At 68.9% G+C, this 18,780-nt stretch carries 17 protein-coding genes and 1 pseudogene; 4 read left to right on the top strand and 14 right to left on the bottom strand.

Going from position 1 to position 18,780, the window contains the following annotated elements; genetic code table 11:
- Window positions 1-86 precede the first annotated feature (86 nt).
- The 7 genes from mctP to ACXJKD_RS05975 all read right to left on the bottom strand — a co-directional run bounded on the left by mctP (window position 87) and on the right by ACXJKD_RS05975 (window position 5,964).
- Window positions 87-1,763, bottom strand: coding sequence for a monocarboxylate uptake permease MctP (mctP, locus tag ACXJKD_RS06005; protein WP_457253557.1), 1,677 nt, complete (start codon window positions 1,761-1,763; stop codon window positions 87-89).
- Window positions 1,760-2,065 (bottom strand): DUF3311 domain-containing protein, encoded by a 306-nt coding sequence (locus ACXJKD_RS06000; RefSeq protein ID WP_457253556.1) that lies wholly within the window; start codon window positions 2,063-2,065, stop codon window positions 1,760-1,762. The genes mctP and ACXJKD_RS06000 overlap by 4 nt, the downstream gene beginning before the upstream one ends.
- A 202-nt stretch (window positions 2,066-2,267) precedes the next feature.
- A complete protein-coding gene (sodN, locus tag ACXJKD_RS05995; protein WP_056922388.1) occupies window positions 2,268-2,666 on the bottom strand; it encodes a superoxide dismutase, Ni in 399 nt (132 codons plus the stop codon).
- Window positions 2,667-2,847: 181 nt separating this feature from the next.
- Window positions 2,848-3,219, bottom strand: coding sequence for a S24/S26 family peptidase (locus tag ACXJKD_RS05990; protein WP_457253555.1), 372 nt, complete (start codon window positions 3,217-3,219; stop codon window positions 2,848-2,850).
- Complete coding sequence (locus ACXJKD_RS05985; RefSeq protein WP_457253554.1) at window positions 3,219-4,100, bottom strand: amino acid ABC transporter ATP-binding protein; 882 nt, start codon at window positions 4,098-4,100, stop codon at window positions 3,219-3,221. The genes ACXJKD_RS05990 and ACXJKD_RS05985 overlap by 1 nt, the downstream gene beginning before the upstream one ends.
- Window positions 4,100-5,050 (bottom strand): amino acid ABC transporter permease, encoded by a 951-nt coding sequence (locus ACXJKD_RS05980; RefSeq protein ID WP_457253553.1) that lies wholly within the window; start codon window positions 5,048-5,050, stop codon window positions 4,100-4,102. The genes ACXJKD_RS05985 and ACXJKD_RS05980 overlap by 1 nt, the downstream gene beginning before the upstream one ends.
- Window positions 5,050-5,964 carry an ABC transporter substrate-binding protein gene (locus tag ACXJKD_RS05975; protein ID WP_457253552.1) on the bottom strand — a complete coding sequence of 305 codons (915 nt, stop codon included), beginning with the start codon at window positions 5,962-5,964 and terminating at the stop codon, window positions 5,050-5,052. Before ACXJKD_RS05975 ends, ACXJKD_RS05980 begins: the two co-directional genes overlap by 1 nt.
- Before the next feature lie 291 nt (window positions 5,965-6,255).
- On the opposite strand from ACXJKD_RS05975, the gene ACXJKD_RS05970 reads away from it, so the two are divergent.
- Both ACXJKD_RS05970 and ACXJKD_RS05965 read left to right on the top strand, forming a co-directional pair.
- Entirely contained in the window at window positions 6,256-7,413 is a 1,158-nt protein-coding gene (locus ACXJKD_RS05970; RefSeq protein ID WP_457253551.1) for an NAD(P)-dependent malic enzyme, read from the top strand.
- Between the two features lie 115 nt (window positions 7,414-7,528).
- On the top strand, window positions 7,529-9,286 hold the full coding sequence (locus ACXJKD_RS05965) for a class I SAM-dependent methyltransferase (RefSeq protein WP_457253550.1): 1,758 nt from the start codon (window positions 7,529-7,531) through the stop codon (window positions 9,284-9,286).
- 98 nt (window positions 9,287-9,384) lie between these two features.
- Here ACXJKD_RS05965 and ACXJKD_RS05960 read toward each other — a convergent pair whose 3' ends face one another.
- Window positions 9,385-10,686 (bottom strand): hypothetical protein, encoded by a 1,302-nt coding sequence (locus ACXJKD_RS05960; RefSeq protein WP_457253548.1) that lies wholly within the window; start codon window positions 10,684-10,686, stop codon window positions 9,385-9,387.
- A gap of 174 nt (window positions 10,687-10,860) precedes the next feature.
- Here ACXJKD_RS05960 and ACXJKD_RS05955 point away from each other — a divergent pair, with 174 nt between their 5' ends.
- A complete protein-coding gene (locus tag ACXJKD_RS05955) occupies window positions 10,861-11,796 on the top strand; it encodes an NAD-dependent epimerase/dehydratase family protein (RefSeq protein WP_457253547.1) in 936 nt (311 codons plus the stop codon).
- Here the strand turns inward: ACXJKD_RS05955 and ACXJKD_RS05950 are convergent.
- The 3 genes and pseudogenes from ACXJKD_RS05950 to ACXJKD_RS05940 form a co-directional block, all read right to left on the bottom strand.
- On the bottom strand, window positions 11,762-12,496 hold the full coding sequence (locus tag ACXJKD_RS05950; RefSeq protein WP_457253546.1) for a glycosyltransferase family 2 protein: 735 nt from the start codon (window positions 12,494-12,496) through the stop codon (window positions 11,762-11,764). The two genes, ACXJKD_RS05955 and ACXJKD_RS05950, sit on opposite strands and share 35 nt — an antisense overlap.
- Window positions 12,497-12,519: 23 nt before the next feature.
- Window positions 12,520-12,681: pseudogene (locus ACXJKD_RS05945) on the bottom strand (DapH/DapD/GlmU-related protein); the annotation flags it as partial.
- Window positions 12,682-13,054: 373 nt separating this feature from the next.
- Window positions 13,055-14,077: a hypothetical protein gene (locus tag ACXJKD_RS05940; RefSeq protein WP_457253545.1), complete on the bottom strand. Its 1,023-nt coding sequence runs from the start codon at window positions 14,075-14,077 to the stop codon at window positions 13,055-13,057.
- A gap of 342 nt (window positions 14,078-14,419) precedes the next feature.
- Here ACXJKD_RS05940 and ACXJKD_RS05935 point away from each other — a divergent pair, with 342 nt between their 5' ends.
- Window positions 14,420-15,793, top strand: a complete 1,374-nt coding sequence (locus ACXJKD_RS05935; protein WP_457253544.1) for a hypothetical protein — start codon at window positions 14,420-14,422, stop codon at window positions 15,791-15,793.
- A 26-nt stretch (window positions 15,794-15,819) separates the two neighbouring features.
- Here ACXJKD_RS05935 and ACXJKD_RS05930 read toward each other — a convergent pair whose 3' ends face one another.
- From ACXJKD_RS05930 to ACXJKD_RS05920, 3 genes are read right to left on the bottom strand one after another with little or no spacing between them, the layout of a single operon-like run.
- A complete protein-coding gene (locus ACXJKD_RS05930) occupies window positions 15,820-16,731 on the bottom strand; it encodes a glycosyltransferase (RefSeq protein WP_457253543.1) in 912 nt (303 codons plus the stop codon).
- The gene (locus tag ACXJKD_RS05925) at window positions 16,728-17,783 is read right to left on the bottom strand and encodes an NAD-dependent epimerase/dehydratase family protein (protein ID WP_457253542.1); all 1,056 of its coding nucleotides are present in this window, start codon (window positions 17,781-17,783) and stop codon (window positions 16,728-16,730) included. Before ACXJKD_RS05925 ends, ACXJKD_RS05930 begins: the two co-directional genes overlap by 4 nt.
- Before the next feature lie 43 nt (window positions 17,784-17,826).
- Window positions 17,827-18,780, bottom strand: a complete 954-nt coding sequence (locus ACXJKD_RS05920) for a hypothetical protein (protein ID WP_457253541.1) — start codon at window positions 18,778-18,780, stop codon at window positions 17,827-17,829.

The raw sequence follows: 18,780 nt of genomic DNA, 5'->3' as shown, positions 1-18,780 counted from the left end.
GCAACCGGCCGGGGGCAGCCGGGCAACGCAGTGGGCGGTGCCGGGACCTCGTCCCGACACCGCCCGACCTTGCTGAGGGGCCGCCGCTACGGCGTGCCCGTGGTGAGGTGGGCGTCCATCTCGCGGTTCTTCTCCACGCGGGGGTCACCCGCATCGGCGAAGTAGTCGCCCCGGATCGTCTCGTCGCGACCGGCGTCGACCTTCATCGCCGTCAGCACGACGGTCAGGACCACGGCCACCAGGAGGTTGATGACGAACGCCGTCATGGCGATGTAGCCCAGGTCGCCGAGCACCGGGATCGGGTCGAGCGACCCACCGAAGTGCGCGACCTTGCTGCGCGGGTTGGCCACGCCCCACGCCGCATAGGTGCCGTAGGCCATGCCCACCGCCCAGCCGGCGAGCAGGGCCCAGCGGTGGAACCACCGCGTGTAGAGCCCGAACACGATCGACGGGAGCGTCTGCAGGATCCAGATGCCGCCGAGGAGCTGGAAGTTGATCGCGTTCTGCTTGTCGAGGGTCAGCACGAACACCAGGGCGAACGCCTTGACCAGCAACGAGATCAGCTTGCCGACCTTGGCCTCCTGGGCATGGGTGGCGTCGGGCTTGAGCCATTCCTTGTAGATGTTGCGGGTGAACGTGTTCGCGGCTGCGATCGACATGATCGCCGCCGGGACCAGCGCCCCGATCGCCACCGCCGCGAACGCGACCCCGGCGAACCAGCTGGGGAACTTGTCCTCGAAGAGCTGCGGGATGACCAGCTGGGCATTGGGCTTGCCGTCGAGACCGATCGGCTTGGTGCCAGCCGCGATCGCCACCCAGCCGAGCAGGGCCAGGAGGCCGAGGACGAACGAGTACGCCGGCAGGATCGAGGCGTTGCGGCGGATCGTGTTGCGGCTCGAGCTCGAGAGCGTGGCCGTGATCGAGTGCGGGTACATGAACAACGCCAGCGCCGAGCCGAAGGCCAAGGTGGCGTAGGCGACGAACTGCTGCTGCGACGGGATGAAGGCGCCGTTGGGCTTGCCGTCGATCGGGTTGGGTGCGGCCATCTTCTTCTCGGCGGCACCGAAGATCGCGTCCCAGCCGCCGACCTTCGTCGGCAGGTAGATCACGGCCACGATGATGACGAGGTAGATCAGCGCGTCCTTGACGAACGCGATGACCGCGGGGGCCCGCAGACCACTGGAGTAGGTGTAGGCCGCGAGCAGGGCGAAGGCGATGAACAGCGGCAGGTCCTTGGCGAGGACCGACTCGCCACCCACACCGGCGACCTCGAGGACGGCCTGGATGCCGACCAGCTGGAGCGCGATGTAGGGCATCGTCGCGAGGATGCCGGTAACCGCCACCGCGAGCGACAGCCCACGGGAGCCGTAGCGCCCGCGGACGAAGTCGGCCGGCGTCACGTAGCCGTGCCGGTGGCTGACCGACCACAGGCGCGCCATGAAGATGAAGATGATCGGGTAGAGCACGATCGTGTAGGGGACCGCGAAGAACCCGGCGACCGCACCGGTCGCGAACATCGCCGCAGGCACCGCGACGAAGGTGTAGGCCGTGTAGAGGTCGCCGCCGAGGAGGAACCAGGTGACCCAGGTGCCGAAGCGGCGACCGCCCAGACCCCACTCGTCGAGCGACTCCATGCTGTCGGCCTTGCGCCACCGGGTGGCCCAGAAGCCCATCCCGGTCACCAGTGCGAACAGCAGGACGAGGACGGTCAGGGCGACCCCGTTGACGCTGGTGTCGGTCACGAGGGGGGCGAGCGCGGTCATCGGCCGGCCTCCTCGTCGCGGCGGCGGGTCTCATCGTCGCGGTGGCCCGGCATCGGGCGGTGCGGGCGCGCCCTGAGCACCAGCTTGTAGGCCGTGAACGTCAGCGCGGAGCAGAGGAAGACCCAGAGGAACTGGTACCAGATGAAGAAGGGGAAACCCCACAGCTCGGGGTCCTTGCGCGCGTAGCTGCCGACCCAGGCCAGCGCCACCAGTGGGAGGGCGAGCAGGACGCCGGCAATGGCCAGCAGACCCTTGTTGGCAGGGGGGACTGTGTCGTGATCGACGTCGGTGTCGATGCTCACCGTGACCTCCAATGGAGAGTGGGCGACTGCGGGACGGCAGCCAGTGCGTACGATATGCCCGACTCGTGGGTAACTGTGGGAGCAAACAGGGGTCACTTCCGCACCAACCCGCAGGTGGCAGGCGTGCGCAGGGCAGGGTCGGCGTCCCCAACGACGAACGCCCGCCCCGCGGTGCGGGACGGGCGAACGGCTGGAGCGGACCTCAGGCGGCCTTGGTCTCCTTGAAGATCTTGTCGATCTCGTCGATCTTGGCGAGCAGCTCGTCCGCCTTCGCGGCGTCGAACTCACCCTTGGTGCCCGACGCGCCAGCCAGCTTGGTGGCCTGGTTGAACAGCGTGTGCAGGTCGGGGTACTTCTCGAAGTGCGGCGGCTTGAAGTAGTCGGTCCAGAGCACCCACAGGTGGTGCTTGACCAGCTCGGAGCGCTGCTCCTTGATGACCACCGCGCGGGTGCGGAAGTCGGGGTCGTCGTTGTCGGCGACCTTGGCGATGATCGCCTTGATCGACTCGGCCTCGATGCGCGCCTGGGCGGGGTCGTAGACACCACAGGGCAGGTCGCAGTGGGCGCTGACCTCGGTGGTGCGGAAAATGCGGGAGAGCATGCGAATCCCTTCTGCGAGGTGGACTTCCGGGCGTAGCAGGAGTTCAGGAACCTTCACCTGCGTCTTCGACCCTACCCCGCAGGTCAGCGAGCCGCACGGCACCCCCTGGGCTGCCCGGCATACGAACGGGTATGCCGCGTGGGCGGCTCTCGCGCACCCGCTTGCGCGGGGCCCCCGCACCTCAGTCGAGGTCGGGGCGCCCGCGGCGCGGGCCGGGCAGGCGGACCCGGTGGGGGATCCGGAAGAGCACGATCGCGCGGATCTGCTCCCGAGCCAGTGAGCCGATGCCGTGCGTCCACGAGTCGGCAACGCCGGTGGCGCTCTGGTTGTCGCTCTCGACCCAGTAGCGCCGTCGGTCGCTGGGGTCGCGCATCGTGACGCGCTTGATGGCCAGCGGTCGGGGGTTCCCGGAGTCGTCGTCGGGCAGCCGGACGATGGCCAGGCGGCCCAGCCGGGGCGGTGCGCCCCGCAGCACGAGCATCCGGTCACCGGTGTGGAGGGTGGGCTCCATGGACCGTCCACGGACGACCACGACGCCGAGCCCCACCGGCATCAGCCGGCGCCCTCGGTGTCCAAGGGCGCCACGGCGCCCTCGCGGGCCTTCTCGTGCGCTTCCTCCTCCTGCCGCATCCGCCGCAGGAAGCTGCGGGTGCGCTCGTGCTGGGGGTTGGAGATCACGGTGCTCGGCGGTCCCTGCTCGACGACCACGCCGCCGTCCATGAAGACGACCCGGTCGGCGACGTCACGGGCGAAGCCCATCTCGTGGGTGACGACGATCATCGTCATGCCGTCCTGGGCGAGCTGGCGCATCACCAGGAGGACCTCACCCACGAGCTCGGGGTCAAGGGCCGAGGTGGGCTCGTCGAAGAGCATCAGCTTGGGCTGCATGGCCAGGGCCCGGGCGATGGCGACGCGCTGCTGCTGACCACCCGAGAGCTGGGCGGGGTAGGCGTTGGGCTTGTCCTTCAGCCCCACCTGCTCGAGCAGGGCGAGGGCGCGCCCGCGGACCACCTTCTTCTTCTCGCCCTTGACCTGGATCGGCGCCTCCATGATGTTCTCGAGCGCCGTCAGGTGGGGGAAGAGGTTGAACCGCTGGAAGACCATGCCGATCTCACGGCGCTGGGCGGCGATCCGCTTGTCCGTGAGGCGGTGCAGCGTCCCGCTGCGGTCCTCGTAGCCCATCAGGTCGCCGTCCACCCAGATCCGGCCGCCGTCGATCGACTCGAGCTGGTTGATGCACCGCAGGAAGGTGGTCTTGCCCGATCCCGAGGGTCCGAGCAGGCAGACCACCTCACCGGGGTGGACGTCCATGTCGATGCCCTTGAGGACCTCGGTGCCGTGGAACGCCTTGGTGACGTTGACGGCGTGGACCAGGGGGTCTCCCGTGCTCATGCCGGTGTCCGTGGTGGAGCCGGTGCTGGTGTCGGTGCTCATCAGTGACCTGCCGTGATCGTGTCGAGCTTGCGCCGGGTGGCCTTGGACGGGGCTCCGAAGCCGCGTCCGTAGTAGCGCTCGAGGTAGTACTGCCCCACCATCAGGATCGAGCACACGATGAGGTACCACAAGGTGGCGGCCATGAAGCCGGGCACGATCTGGAAGCTCCGCGAGCCGAAGCCGTAGGCCTGGAAGTAGAGCTCGGTGATGATCGACGCGGCGATGAACAGCGAGGTGTCCTTGACCATGGCGATCGTCTCGTTGCCCGTCGGGGGCACGATCACGCGCATCGCCTGGGGCAGCACGATCCGTCGCATGGTCTTGCCGGGGGGCATGCCGAGGGCGTGCGCCGCCTCCGCCTGTCCCTTGTCGACCGACAGGATGCCGGCGCGGGCGATCTCGGCCATGTAGGCGGCCTCGGAGAGCCCGAGGCCCAGGATGCCGATCCAGATCGAGGACGAGATGTCGTTCCAGCTGAAGCTGAAGAAGGTCAGGTCGTTGCCGAGGCCGAGCGCCTTGGACAGCTGCTGGCCGAACGGGATGCCGACGTCGATCGGGTTGTACAGCACCGCGATCGCGCCACCGAGGATGGCCAGCAGGACGTAGCGCGGCATGGCCCGGAAGAACCAGGTGTAGACGAACGCCACCCCCCGCAGCACCGGGTTGGTCGACAGCCGCATGACGGCCAACGCGATCCCGAGGACGATGCCGAGGACCATGGCGCCGATGGTGCCGAAGATGGTCCCCTTCCACAGCCCGTCGATGACCGGCCGCTGCTGCATGATCTCGAACGCGAAGGACCAGTTCCAGTTCGGGTTGGTGACCACCGAGCTCACCATCATCGCGACGATCACGAGGATCACCGCGATCGCGACCCAGCGCCAGGGGTGCCGGACCGGCCGGGCGTGGATCTTGCCCGGCCGGTCCGCTGCAGCGGAGGTGGTGGACATCAGGGCTGCGGGTTCACAGCGAAGTCGCTGATGGCGCCGCCCTCGGTCTTCCACTTCGCGAGGATCGACTTGTACGTGCCGTCGGCCTCGAGCGACTTGAGCGCGTCGGCGATGGCCTGCCCGAAGTCGGTCTGGTCCTTGGGGAGCACGTAGCCGTAGGGCGCCGAGTCGTACTGCTCACCGAGCAGCTCGAGCTTGCCCTGCGTCGTGGCGACGGCGCTGATGGCCGGCGGCAGGTCGACGAGCATGGCGTCGGCCTTGCCGGTCAGGACCGCCGAGGTCACCTTGGCCTGGTCGGCGTCGACGATGGGCTTGATGGCCGGCTTGCCGGCGTCGGTGCACTCCTTGCTGCGCTTCGGCAGGTCCTCGTCGGCCTGGACGGTGGCCTTCTGCACGGCGATGTTGAGGCCGCAGGCGCTCGCGGGGTCGACCTTCTTGGGGTTGCCCTTCTGGGTGACCCACTGGGTGCCTGCGGTGAAGTAGCTGACCATGGTGGCCTGCTTCTCGCGCTCGGCGTTGACCGTGAAGGAGGACACGCCCACGTCGTACTTGCTGCTCGTCACGCCGAGGATGATCTGGTCGAAGCCGGTGGGGACCCACTCGGTCTTGATGCCGAACTTGGCCATGACCGCGTCGAAGAGCTCGACGTCCATCCCGATGACGGTCTTGCCGTCGGAGTCGAGGTACTCGTTCGGCTGGTAGGTCGCGTCGGTGCCGATGACGATCTTCCCGGCGCTCTTGATCTTGGCCGGGAGCTTGGCCACGAGCGCCTGGTCGACCGTGGCCTTGGTCGTGGAGCTGCTCGAGCTGCTCGTGTTGGTGGACAGCGAGTCCGAACCACAGGCCGACAGTGCCAGTCCAGCGGTGGCCAGCCCCGCGATGAGGAGGGTGGTGGGGCGAAGGCGGTGGGTCATGCGGTGAGGTTCCTTCCTCGGATGACGAGTGGCGGGCAGGGGCGCGGCGCCACGTGGGGGACTGACGCGCATCCTGCCACCCCGATGGGCGACGCGGGTCACACTCGCGTCACGACGGTGGTTTCGCCGTCTCTCTTGTGCCACCATGAACTCGCGGGTAACCCCCGCACCTTGCGTTTGAGAGGCCACACCCGGCTGTCGTTCGACCGCGCGGCTCGATCCGTGCGCGGTGTGTGCCCCACGCAGTTCTTCTGTCAGCAAGCTCCGGCTCCCTTTTGAGGTGACTCGTCCATGTCTGCCATCCCGTCGTACCCGCTGTTCGACCCGTCCGACCCGGTCTTCCGGGCGCACGAGGGCGGCAAGCTCGGGGTACACGCCACGCAGCCGCTGCGGGACCGCACCGACCTGGCCCTGCTCTACACGCCGGGCGTTGCGGATGTCTCCCGTGCGATCGCGGTCGACCCGACGCTGGCCGCCCGCTACACCGCTCGAGCCAACACGGTGGCGGTCGTCACCGACGGCACCGCCGTCCTCGGGCTCGGCGACATCGGCCCGCTGGCTGCCTTGCCCGTGATGGAGGGCAAGGCGGTGCTGTTCAAGCACTTCGGTGGCGTCGACGCCGTGCCGGTGTGCATGGAGTCCGGCACGGTGGAGGAGCTGGTCGACGCCATCGCCCGGATCGCGCCCACCTACGGCGGCATCAACCTCGAGGACATCTCGGCGCCGCGCTGCTTCGAGATCGAGCGCCTGCTGCAGGAGCGCCTGGACATCCCGGTGTTCCACGACGACCAGCACGGCACGGCGATCGTGGTCCTGGCCGGCCTGCTCAACGCGGCCACCGTGGTGGGCCGCCCGCTCGAGTCCCTGCGCGTGGTCGTCTCCGGAGCCGGTGCCGCGGGGGTGGCCGTGACCAAGCTGCTGGCCCGCGCCGGCGTCGCCGACCTCGTGGTGTGCGACTCGCGCGGCATCATCTCGCCGAGCCGCGACGACCTCGCCGACCACAAGCGCCGGCTCGCTGCCACCACCAACCCACGAGGGCTGTCCGGCGGCTTGGCCGACGCCCTCACGGGCGCTGACGTCTTCGTCGGGGTGTCTGGTGGGCAGGTCCCTGAGGAGGACGTCGCCCGGATGGCCCCCGACGCGATCATCTTCGCGCTCGCGAACCCCACTCCCGAGGTCCACCCTGACGTCGCGGCCCGCTATGCCGCGGTGGTCGCCACCGGGCGCTCGGACTTCCCCAACCAGATCAACAACGTGCTGGCCTTCCCGGGGATCTTCCGGGGAGCGCTGGACTCAGGGGCGTCGCAGGTCACCGAGGCCATGAAGCTGGCTGCGGCGCAGGCGATCGCCGATCTGGTCGAGCACCCCACCGCCGAGGAGATCGTGCCGAGCGTCTTCGCCCCGGGTGTGGCCGACGCAGTGGCAGCGGCGGTGTCGGCGCTCGCGTGAGCGCCGGTCGCGTGGCATGCGTCGACACCCGCAGGTAGAGTCTGGGCGCCCGTAACGGCGTCTTTGGCTAACAGCGGGGGCCGTCACGTGCCCCACCTGCGACCCAAGGACATCCATGCCGCTCGACCTCGCCCAGATTTTCGACACCGACCTGGTCCGCAACGACAGCGGCGTCTGGCTGCCCGAGCGCAGCGACGGCACGGGCTACCCTTCCGACGACTTCGCCCGTGGCCCCCTGCTCGGACTGATCAACGGCGCCCGGGACCTCAGCTCGCTGTCGCCTGAGCTGGAAGGGCTGGCAGCGAGCTGGCCGGCTCGCTACTACCTCAGCGCCGAGCGCAGCACGCTGCTGCGTGCCTTCGAGTTCGACCGGTCCTCGACCGTCATGGAGATCGGCTCGGGTTGCGGCTCCATCACGCGACTGCTGGGCGAGACCTTCGAGGCGGTCGTGGGTGTCGAAGGGGAGGTGCACCGGGCGGCGGTCGGCGCGGCCCGTTCGCGCGACCAGGACAACGTGGCCGTCGTCTGCGCCCCGTTCCAGCAGCTGACTCCGGTCGAGCCCTTCGGCGTGGTGTTCTGCGTTGGCGTCCTCGAGTACTCGGCGATGTCGTCCACGGCCGACGACCCCATCCACGAGATGCTGACCGACCTGCGGTCGCGGGTTGCCGACGACGGCGCCCTCGTGCTCGCCATCGAGAACAAGTTCGGGCTCAAGTACCTCTCCGGCGCGGCCGAGGACCACACCGGCGTGAGGTTCGACGGCATAGAGGGGTACCGGGGCAGCGGCACGAACGGTCCCCGCACCCTCGGGCGCGTGGAGCTCGAGCAGAGCCTGCGCAAGGCTGGTTTCGAGGGAGTGGACTTCTACTTCCCGTTCCCCGACTACAAGTTCGTCCGGTCCGTGGTCTCCGAGAGGGCGGCGACCACGGCGGGTCCGCAGCTGGCCGAGCTGATCTCCCAGCAGGTCGCCACGGACTACTCGTCGTACCCGAAGAGCCCACTGTTCAACCAGCGCGCCGCATGGCACGAAGCCGAGCGCAACGGTTTGGTGCCGGACCTCGCCAACTCCTTCCTCGTGGTGGCCTCCCCGGCGGCCACGCAGTCGAGGGTGACGGCCCCGTGGGACATCGCCGCGTTCAACATGACCCCCAGGAAGCCCGAGTACTGGGCGTCGACCCGTGTCTCAGGGCTCGAGTCAGGCACGGCGAAGGTCACCCGAGAGAGGATGACGCAGCTCCCGCAGCGTCCCGGCCCGGTCTCCATGACGGAGTCGTCGACGGAGAGCTGGATCGTCGGGGAGTCCGCCTCCCAGCTGGCTTCGGACGCCGCCATGGCGCGCAGCGCCACGACGGAGTCGGTGGCGCTCGCCCTCGGTCCGTGGATCGAGCACCTTCGCGCCAACCAGGACGCCTCGGGTCACCTCCCACCCTCGTTCCTCGATGCGACGCCGGGCAACGTCATCGTCAGCGAGGGTGAGACCACCTACATCGACCAGGAGTGGTCCTGGGACTCGCCCCTCGCGTTCGAGAGTGTCGTCGTCCGCGGGCTGGTGATGTTCTACGTCCGCGCCCGGGACACGGGCGGGCTGCAGGGTGAGCTGGCCAGGAAGTCGGTGGCCAAGCTCGTCATCGAGACGGCTGGTCACCTCGGAGTGCAGGCCTCCCGGCGGGACCTGGACGACTACGTGGAAATCCAGGAGCAGCTCCTGCGCCAGGTCCAGGACTACTCGGGATCACGGGCCCGGATGCTGCGCTCGATGCTCCTGTCGTCCACGACAAGGGGCGCCGTCGTGCAGGGGCAGCGGACCGTCGATCTCGCTCGCCGAGCCGCGCGTCGAGGCCGACGCATCGCCCGAAGGGTCGTGGCGCGCTGAGCGACGCCTGAGACCGGACTCTCCGGCCCTGTGCCACCCACCTGACGATTCGGGTCCGCCACGCACCCCGCGGGGCTGGGCCCCCTGGGCCCGATCGCTCAGGACCCGCTGCGGGTGGGCGCGCGCCGTAAGGAGATCGGCCCCACGTCGATCCCGGCGCGACCGAGTCTCACCCAGCAGGCCACGGCGTAGGCGACGGCCGTCACTGCCGTCCCGACGGACACCGCGAAGGTGCCCCAGTGGGCGAGCAGGGGCAGGCCGACGGCGGCCAACACCAACAGGACCAGGGTGAACGTGCGCGCATCCCGCTCGAGTCCCGCGACCAGCATCACCTGGCTGACCGGACCGATGAGCACGACCACCAGGCCACCCACGGTGAGTGTGGTCAGGATTGGTGCCGCGTCGGCATACCCTCCGAAGATCGCAAGGATGGCCTGGGGTCGGACCACTGCCACCGCGCAGAACAGGACCCCCCAGGCGCCGGCCCACCGGACGGAGCGGCGCGACACCCTGGCGAGGCCTTCGAGGTCGCCCACGTGGAACAGCCGGGCGAACCGGGGCCCGAGGTACGACGCCTGGATGAGGGCGACGATCGCCACGAACTGGGCCGGCCGGGCGCCGGCGTTGAAGGTGGCGACATCGTGCTGTGCGAGCCCTGCGTCCGCGTTGACGTACCCGAGGACCACGACCGGCAGCCAGACGAAGAGATAGCTGCCGAGGGAGGCGGTGAGAAAGGAGGACAGCGTGTGGCGCTGTTGGCGCAGGAACTGACCCAGCCCAGGGGATGCCTGGCGCACGGACGGCACGAGCCGCGTCACGAGCCAGCACGACCAGACCATCGTGATGACGTTGCCGACCAGCAACATGACGACGGCCGCGATGGCCGTGGCATGTCCAAGAAGGGCCATCACGGCCATGCCGATCGCCGCCACCCATACGCTCAGGCCCACCTCGGCGAGGGTGCCGGCGCCCACCCGGCCCAGCCCGCGGAGGGTGGAACCAGCCACCGTCGACAGGGCCCACGGTGCGACCGTGAGCCCCGCCACCACGGCTACCCACACCGAGGTCGTCCCGCGGCCCTGCACGAGGATGGCGATGACCAGCAGCACCGAGACGGCGGGGGACGCCAGCACGCTGAGCGCCGCCGTGTGGCGGATGGTGGCTGCCGCCGAGGTGGCATCGCGGGCGCTGTCGCGCATGGCCAGGGTGTTGCCGCCCAGAACGGCGACGGTCGCGGCAACCGCGAGCACCGTGTAGATGAACAGCACCAGCCCGGCCTCGCGCACCTGCATCGAGCGGAGGTAGACCGTCGTGAGCGCGAACGCCCCGGTCATGCTGACCGCCCGAGCACTGACCGCCGCGACCGCGGGGGTCAGCAGGCGCCCCATTGTGGAACTCAAGGCCGACCCTCCTGTCCGGGACCGCGACGACGCCGGACCGCGCCCGGCGAGTATAGGCGGCGCCCAAGGGTGTGGAGGAAGACCGCGCCGTTCCTCCTCCGAGGGCGCGGGTGAGTGCCGCGGTGGTGGTTGCCGGCGGGCCCCCTGTCAGAGCCGTGACGATAGGGTCGGCGGATGCTTCTCGTCACCGGTGCCACAGGGCGCAGTGGTCGCTTCTTCGTGGAAGCACTCGTGGACAACGCGTACTCGGGGCGCATCCGCTGCGTCGTCCGGAGCACCTCCGACACGGCCTTCCTCGAGGGCTGCGGCCTGGACATCGAACTCGTGGTCGGGGATCTCGACGACCCTGGGTTCGTCGACCGCTGCATGGAGGGCGTCGACGAGCTCCTGCACATCGCCTCGATCTTCCTCAGCCTCCAGGTCGTCACTGCTGCGGCGAAGCGCAACGTCAGGCGGGCGATCCTCGTGCACACCACTGGCATCTACTCCTCGTACAAGAGTGCTTCCGAGGAGTACACGCGCATCGAGAGCGCCATCGCCGAAGTGACGCGCGAACACCCCGGGCTGGGAGTCGTCTACCTGCGGCCGACGATGATCTACGGCTCGGTCAGCGACGGCAACATGGTCACCTTCATCAAGCTGGTGGACCGGTTGCCGGTCATGCCGGTGGTCGATCGCGGCCGGGGGCTGGTCCAGCCAGTGCACCAGCGCGACCTGGGCCGCGCCTACCAGCAGGTACTCGCGAATCCCGAGATCACCGAAGGCGACTTCATCCTGTCCGGGGAGAGCCCTGTGGCGTTGCGCGAGGTGCTCGAGCTGATCCGCTCGGAGCTCGGTCGTCGCACGCGATTCGTGAGTGTCCCGCTCGGCGTCGGTGTCGCCCTGGCGAGAGTCATCCGCGTCCTCACCGCTGGGCGGGTCGACTACGTCGAGAAGGTCCAGCGGATGGGCGAGGACCGCAGCTTCCCCCACGACGCAGCCACAGCCGCCTTCGGCTACACCCCCAGCTCGCTGCGAGCAGGTCTGCGCGCGGAAGTTGCCGAGTACGCGGGGAACGGTGGTGGGTCGTCAGTCGTCACCGAGGTGGGGCGAGGGCGCGGCGTCGCCTGAACCGTCGCCCCAGCTGAAGGGCGCAGTAGGCCCGCACCGCCACCCGGTGGGCCACCGAGTGGGGGCTCGCCGTCCCTCCGCTGGACGCCGTGTGGTCGTGGCGCCGATAGAGCATCAGCGGCTGACGGACGAGTCCGACGTCGAAGTAGAGCTCGGCGACGCACGCCAGCCAGTAGTCGTAGGCGCAGAGGTCTGAGCGCCCGGGAAGTGGTAGCGCCACGTCGAGGACCCGACGGTGCATGGCCATCGCGGCGCCGATGTACCGCGTGCGCAGGAAGTTGTGCAGGAACCCGGCGTGCACCCGGTATTCGTCGAAGTGCGACGGGGAGGTCTGGCGCAGGTCCCCGTCGACGATGGCGACGTCCGACACCACGAGGTCGTGCACGCTCAGAGCCTGCACCATGGTCGAGACCTTGTCCGGCAGCCAGACATCGTCCTGGTCGGCGATGAAGACGAGGTCGCCGGTGGCGCGGCGCAGGGAGTTCTCGAAGTTCTTGCTGTACCCGAGGTTGCTCCCGTTGCGGTGCACCGTGATCCGTGGGTCGCCCAGGGTGGTGATGCGCTCGACCGTGGCGTCCGTCGAGGCATCGTCGGACACGACGACCTCGTCTTCGGGGCCCAGCTGGTCGAGGATCGACTCGAGCTGCTGCACGACGAAGTCCTCACCGTTGTACGTCGCCAGACAGACCGAGATCCTCATGCCGTGCGCCACTGCCCGGTCGCCTCGTCCCACCGCTTCAGCACTCGAGCGGGCACCCCGGCGACGATGGTGGCAGGTGGGACGTCCGTGGTCACCACGGCGCTGGCGTTGACGATGGCGCCGTCCCCGATGGTCACGCCCGGCAGGATGCACACGTTCTCACCAATCCACACGTTGTCGCCGATGCGCACCGGTCGCGAGGAGAGTGGCCGGTCGTTCGGGTCGGTGTCGGGCGCCGACTGGTGGGTGCCTTGGTAGCTGCCATGTGAGGTGTCCGAGATGAAGATGTTCGAGGCCATCAGGCAGTTCACGCCGACCTCGACACGTTCGGAGGCGACGATGTGCACCCTGTCTCCCATCCGACAGTTTCGACCGATGCGGAGGGTGGTGCCGTCCACTCCACCGCCCCCGAGGTCGAAGCGACAGCCAAAGCCGGTGGTGAAGCCGGGCCCGAAGGACAGGTGGCGACGGCCCCGGAGGAACACCGGGCGACGAACCAGGCGCGCGCCACGGAAGAACACCTTGGTGAGGGCGAGGCAGTATGCCGAGCGCAGCAGCTCACTCGTGGAGTACCGACTCATGGTGACTCCCTTCTCCCATGACGATCTCGCGGAGCCAGGCATGGATTCCGTAACGCTCATAGGTGGCGTCGTCCAGTCTGTCCTGCGGGATCTCGATGAAGGCCCTGATGGCCGCGCTGTCGAACTCGGCCGTGTCCAGGACCAACACCCGCGAGGGGTCGTAGAACGGGTACTTGACGACTTCGGCGTTCGACGTGACCAGCTTGCGGCGAGCGCCCACGGTCTCGATGGTCCGCATCGTGAGTCCGGACTGAGCGTTGTGGCTGACATCCAGCACCGCATGCGACCGAGCCAGCACGTCGAGGTAGTCACGGACGTCCAGCGGGCGGAATCCGAACTCCCTCCACCGAGCGCGCTTGAACACCGGCGACGTCGCCTTGTTGTAGGCGAACTGCAGGGGGTTCAGGTACAGGTAGGAGAACACCCGGAGACCGGCATCCTTCAGACGCGGCACCAGGACGCTCATCAGGGCGTAGCGGTTGGCGTGGGCGGTGCAGACGTTCGCGAGGTCGAAGTCGAAACGCTCCACGTGCCTGGCGCCGAGGGCCCGGTAGTCGTCGGTGTAGAAGAGTGGAAGAAGCACGAAGTCCGGCCGCTCACGGGCGTCGACGGCATCGAAGGTGTAGCGGCGGTCGAAGAGGTCGGCGAAGTCGAGGACGTGCGGGTAGAGCTGGATGGAGTCCCAGAGGTAGAGCACTGCCTCGGCATGGGGGTGCTGTGCGCGCAGTGCCTGGACGAACTCGCGCGTGAGCACCTTGCCGTTGATCACGAACACCAGGTCGTAGTCCCGACCGCGGGTCTCGTCGAGGATGCCGTCCAGATAGCGCTGGACGACACCGTCCACGAGCCCGGGCCGTACCCGGATGGCGCCCTTGATGAACGGGTTCTCGCCGGGCCGGTCGTTGAAGTAGTCGACCGCGTAGCCCTGTCGCTCGAACGCCGAGATGATGTGTTGGTGATAGCCGAAGAACGGTGAGCCCAGGAAGAGCACCCTTCCCACAGGTCCCCCTTCACTTGCCCCTCAGGGGTGTTTCCGTCCGGAATTGTCCCGGCGAGTATACGGGTGGGGTCGGATTCGCCTACGTGGTGACTCCTGGTCGCGCTCTGCCGTCGCGCCCCTCCGACTGACGGGGTCGAACGCTGTCTATGCTGGTCGTTCCGCAGGCACCGGTCAGTACGCCTGGACGACAGGAGGGTGGTGGACGGCGTGCCATCGAGGGCAGCGCCCACCGGACTCCGCTTGTCTCGGCGCCTGACCGCGGGCTTCTTTGCAGCCTTCGTCGCCGAGTGCACGGTGGGATCCAGCGGTCGCTGGCTCGTCGTCGGTCCACTCAGCATCCGCATGCTCTTGTTCATCGGCTGCCTGCTTGCCTCCGTTCCCATCGTCTGGGAACAGCGTGGCTACCTGGTGCGCCAGGGGTTCATCCGGGTCCTGGCCGCTTTCCTGGTTCTGCTCGGTGCTTCCGCCGCATGGGCAACCCACCTGCACAACTCCAAGGCGTTCATCGCTGCCGACCTGACCACGTTCTCCGCCCTGCTGCTGGTGCCGACCGTCTTGGCGCTGCGGCTGAGCGTCCCCGAGCTCGAACGCCTGCTGAGGATCCTCTTCTGGGGATCGGCTGCCTTGGCGGTCGCGGTGGTGGTCCTGCACGTGGCAGCGCCATCAGAGGCACTCGACGTCAACGCGCTCGGTCAGTGGCTCACCCGCCACTCGATGGGCGGGCTCGCGCTGGTGGGTGACGGGATCCTGCGTATCTACCTTCGTAGTGAGGTCCTGTTCATTCCGGCACTGCTTCTGGGGATCCGGGGCATGGCCACGGTCGGGCAGACGCAGGTCCGCAGCCGACGACTACACCAGACGGCATACCTCATCGGGTCGGCAGTCGTCGCGATGGGACTCGTGCTGTCACTGACCAGGTCCCTGTGGATCGGGTTCATCGCCGCCCTCCTGATCTTTCTCGTGTGGTGCGCCCGCGACCTTGGCGCCTTGCTGCGGGCCCTGGGCCTGGTTGCAGCCAGCCTGGCTGTCCTGGTCGCGCTGTCAGCGGCTCTCTACGGTGGGCCAGAGCTGCTTCGCGCCGGCGCTGCCCGGTTGAGCCCGGGGCTGGCTCACCTCGTGCCGAGCTCCGAAACCCCTACGGGCACGCCTCAACCGTCGCCAACCACCACCACCACGCCCGGCGTTCCCGGTCCGGGGACGACGACCCCTGCTCCCTCGGGGGTGCCCAGCACGGGCAGCCAGTCAACGACTCCGGCATCCCGCTCGAGCACGGCGAAGACGCCTACCGGCAGCGACGACCCGGACGCGGTGGCGGTGGAGATCCGGGCCCGGACCCTGGTCCTCACCAAGGAGAGAATCCGGGAACGACCCCTGACCGGATGGGGCATCGGCTACAACCTGGACGAGATCCGAGATGACGGCCGCACCGAGTACCTGTACTGGGATCTCCTCATGAAGCTGGGGGCTCCAGGGCTGGTGCTCTTCCTCGTTCTCTATGCCTGGACGCCGATCGCCTTGCTGCGGACGCGCGGTGCGCTGACCGGACCAGCCTCCGCGACGGGCGCACTGGCGGCCGCACTGGGTGGAGTGGCCGTCACGAGCTACTTCAACCCGTTCCTGAACAGCACCTTGGGCATCATCATCCTCGTGCTCCTGGTGGCGGCTGCTCAGCTCGAACCGGCGCGAGAGAGGCGACGCGGGCGGCACCGGGCCTGAGGCAGGTGGTCCACCCGGGCGGGAGCTCAGCGTCTGGGCGGCCGGCGTCGTCCCCCGCGTCCTCGCATGCCGTCGAGGAGTCCCGCGCCGGTGGCGGCAAACTTCGCACGCCTGTCCGTCTCGAAGAAGAGGACCTTGATCGGCCCCCAGGCGAGGGCCAGGCCGGTGCGCAGCGCCCAGCGCGGATCTGCACCTGCCGTGCCTGACCGGACCAGCAGCAGGTAGTTGCGGTACTTGTAGTAGGCCCTGTCGGCAGAGTGGTGGAGGTTCCGCACGGCCAGTCCCGGGACCACTTGGCTGGCCCGCATCGCCCCGATCGAATGTTTCATCACGGCGTCGGGTGTGGTCCAGATCTGCCAGCCCCCACGGCGCAGCCTCAGGCAGATGTCGTGGTCGACGTGGTCGATGAACAGGTCGTCACGAAAGCCGTTCACCGACGTCAGCCCGGCCACTCGGCACAGAGCGCCGGAGGTGATGACCATCCGGGCTGCCACGGGCTGGGTGTGGTTCCCACCCTGGAGGACCGTGCCGCTGGCGGCATCGACGATACGGGGGGCGACGACCGCCACCCGTGGGTCACGTACAGGGGCTGACTCCAGCAGACCCTGCACGAACCCTGGCCCGATCACGCTGTCCTGGTCGAAGGTGAGGAGCCAGGCCGCGCCGCTGGCCCGAGCGAGGCCGACATTGAGGGCGCCGCTGACACCCCGGTTGTCGGGGAGCCGCAGGACGTCGGCGCCGGCCGCGTCGCTGGCCTCCAGTGCCTCCTGTCCCTCGACAGAGGCGTTGTCGACGACGAGTACGGCGATGCCGGCCTCGATCAGGTCTGCACAGAGTCGGGGTAGCAAGGGCCCGGGGTTGAAGGTGACGACGACCGCGAGTACCTGGCCCGGTGAGGAGGCCTGGGGGCTGCCACCGATCGGCCCAGAGTCCGTCATCGGGTGAGGCCGCGCTCGTCCAGCTCGACCAAGGCCTGGTCCCAGGCAGACGAGGCTGCTCCGGGTTTGTCCCAGGAACGCCGGACGAAGTCGATGATGGCATCTCGGGTCGACCACTGGGCCATCGGTGCGCCCAGCTCCACGAGGCGGCTGAGGTCGGCGCAGGCGTGCTCGATGTCGCCGGCTCGGTGGACGTCGACGTGCTCGATCGGGACGTCGGCCCGACCAGATCCCGCCGCGGCAGCCTCGGCGAGCTCATCCAAGGTGGTCCGCACCCCAGAACCGGCATTCAGGACGAGGGCGGAGCCGGGGTGCGCTGGGTGTCGGGCGCACCAGTCGATCAGGCGGGCCAGGTCTTCGACGTGGATGAAGTCCCGGGTGGCGCTGCCGTCGCCGTAGACGACGAGGGAGCGACCCTCGCGCAGCCGTGCCAGGAAGGCCGCAAGCACGCCCGTGTAGGGATTGTGCAGGGCCTGTCCGGGGCCGATGACGTTCTGGGGCCGAATGATGGTCACCGGCACGGCGGCAGCGGTGTCGCTCAGGACCTGCTCGCCCTCCGACTTGGTCTCGCCGTAGAACGACACGGGCGTGTGGGGGTCATCCTCCGTCGACGCCGCCGGGGCTGCCTCCTGACAGCACGGCTCGCCGAACCGGGTGCCGTGGGTCGGGCACTCTGAGCGGCCGTTGCCGTAGACGGCTCGCGAGCTCATCGCAATCAGGGGAACTCCCCATTCGCGGGCGGCGACTCCGGCGGCGCGGGTCCCTTCGACGTTGACCCGGCGGTAGCGCTCCTGCTCGTACATGGACTGGCCGGTCCCGGTCTCGGCGGCCAGGTGAATGACCAGGTCCGGGCTCTGCAGCCCCGCCCAGACGTCTTCGTCACTCACGTCGCCGAGGACGACTGGTCCCGGGAATGATCGCCGACTCGCCTCGGCGTCCAGGTGGACCTGCGGGTGAAGCAGGTCCAGGGCCTCCAGCTCATGGTCGGCCTGGAGCTGGCGCGCGAGGTGCAGACCGATGAAGCCCGCACCTCCGCTGATCAGGATGCGCATGGGGGACGGCCTTTCGGGGGTGGGACGGGTCGGGGCGCTGGGCTCACGACTGCACGGGGGGTCGTGCGTAGGCCGCGAGGAGACGCGGTGAGCAGAGATAGGCGGCGCACGCCAGCACCGTCGCTGCCACACCCGTCGCCGTGCCCACCACCCATCCCGCGGTCACCAGCGTCGCGAGCCCGGCGGCATACGCAGCCACGACCGCGTGGGGTAGGCCCCCGGGACCTGACGTCAGGCGCTGGTAGACGTGGGAGCGGTGCGCCTCGAGGAGGCGCTCACCCCGACGCACGCGGCTCACCATGGTGGTGGCCTCGTCCACGAGGTAGAGCGACAAGGGGGCGACCAGGAGTGCTCCGCGAGCCCCATCGTGCAGTCCGATGAGGACGCCACTGGCGACCAGCGCCCCGAAGAGATAGCTGCCGGCGTCGCCGAGGAAGAGCCGCGCAGTGGGCGCGTTCCAGGGGAGGAACCCCAGGGCGAGGCCCGCCGTCACCGCCCCGAGAAAGGCCAGTGAGGCAATGCCCTGATCTCGGCCGACCAGCCAGGCGACCACCCCCCAGACGGTCATCGTCGTGGAGGTGATGCCGTTGATGCCGTCCATGAAGTTCACGACATTCACCACCGCAGCGGTGACGAAGGCTCCCACGAGCATCCAGACGACGCCCCCGAGCGACCAGCCCACTGCTCCGCCGGCCCCGACCTGGGCGAGCAGCCGCGGCAGTGGGGGGAGCTGCACCCGGTCGTCTGCGAAGCCGAGCAGCGACAGTGCGACGCTGGCGGTCACGGCAACCCACGGGACCTCGTGGCCACGGATCGTGGCCACGCTCGTGGCCACGACCAGGCCGGCGAGGCAGGCGAGCCCGCCACCCCGCGCCACGACCACGGTGTGGGATGAGCGGTGGTTGGGACGGTCCAGGACCCCGCTTCGCACCATTCCTGCGCGCACGACAGGGGCCAGCCCTGTCGTCACGAGCAGGGACACGACGAGTTCGACCAC

The sequence above is a fragment of the Pedococcus sp. P5_B7 genome, from assembly GCF_054049895.1.
Note: the sequence above shows the minus strand (reverse complement) of the source record. Positions and strands in the feature narration are given on the sequence as shown.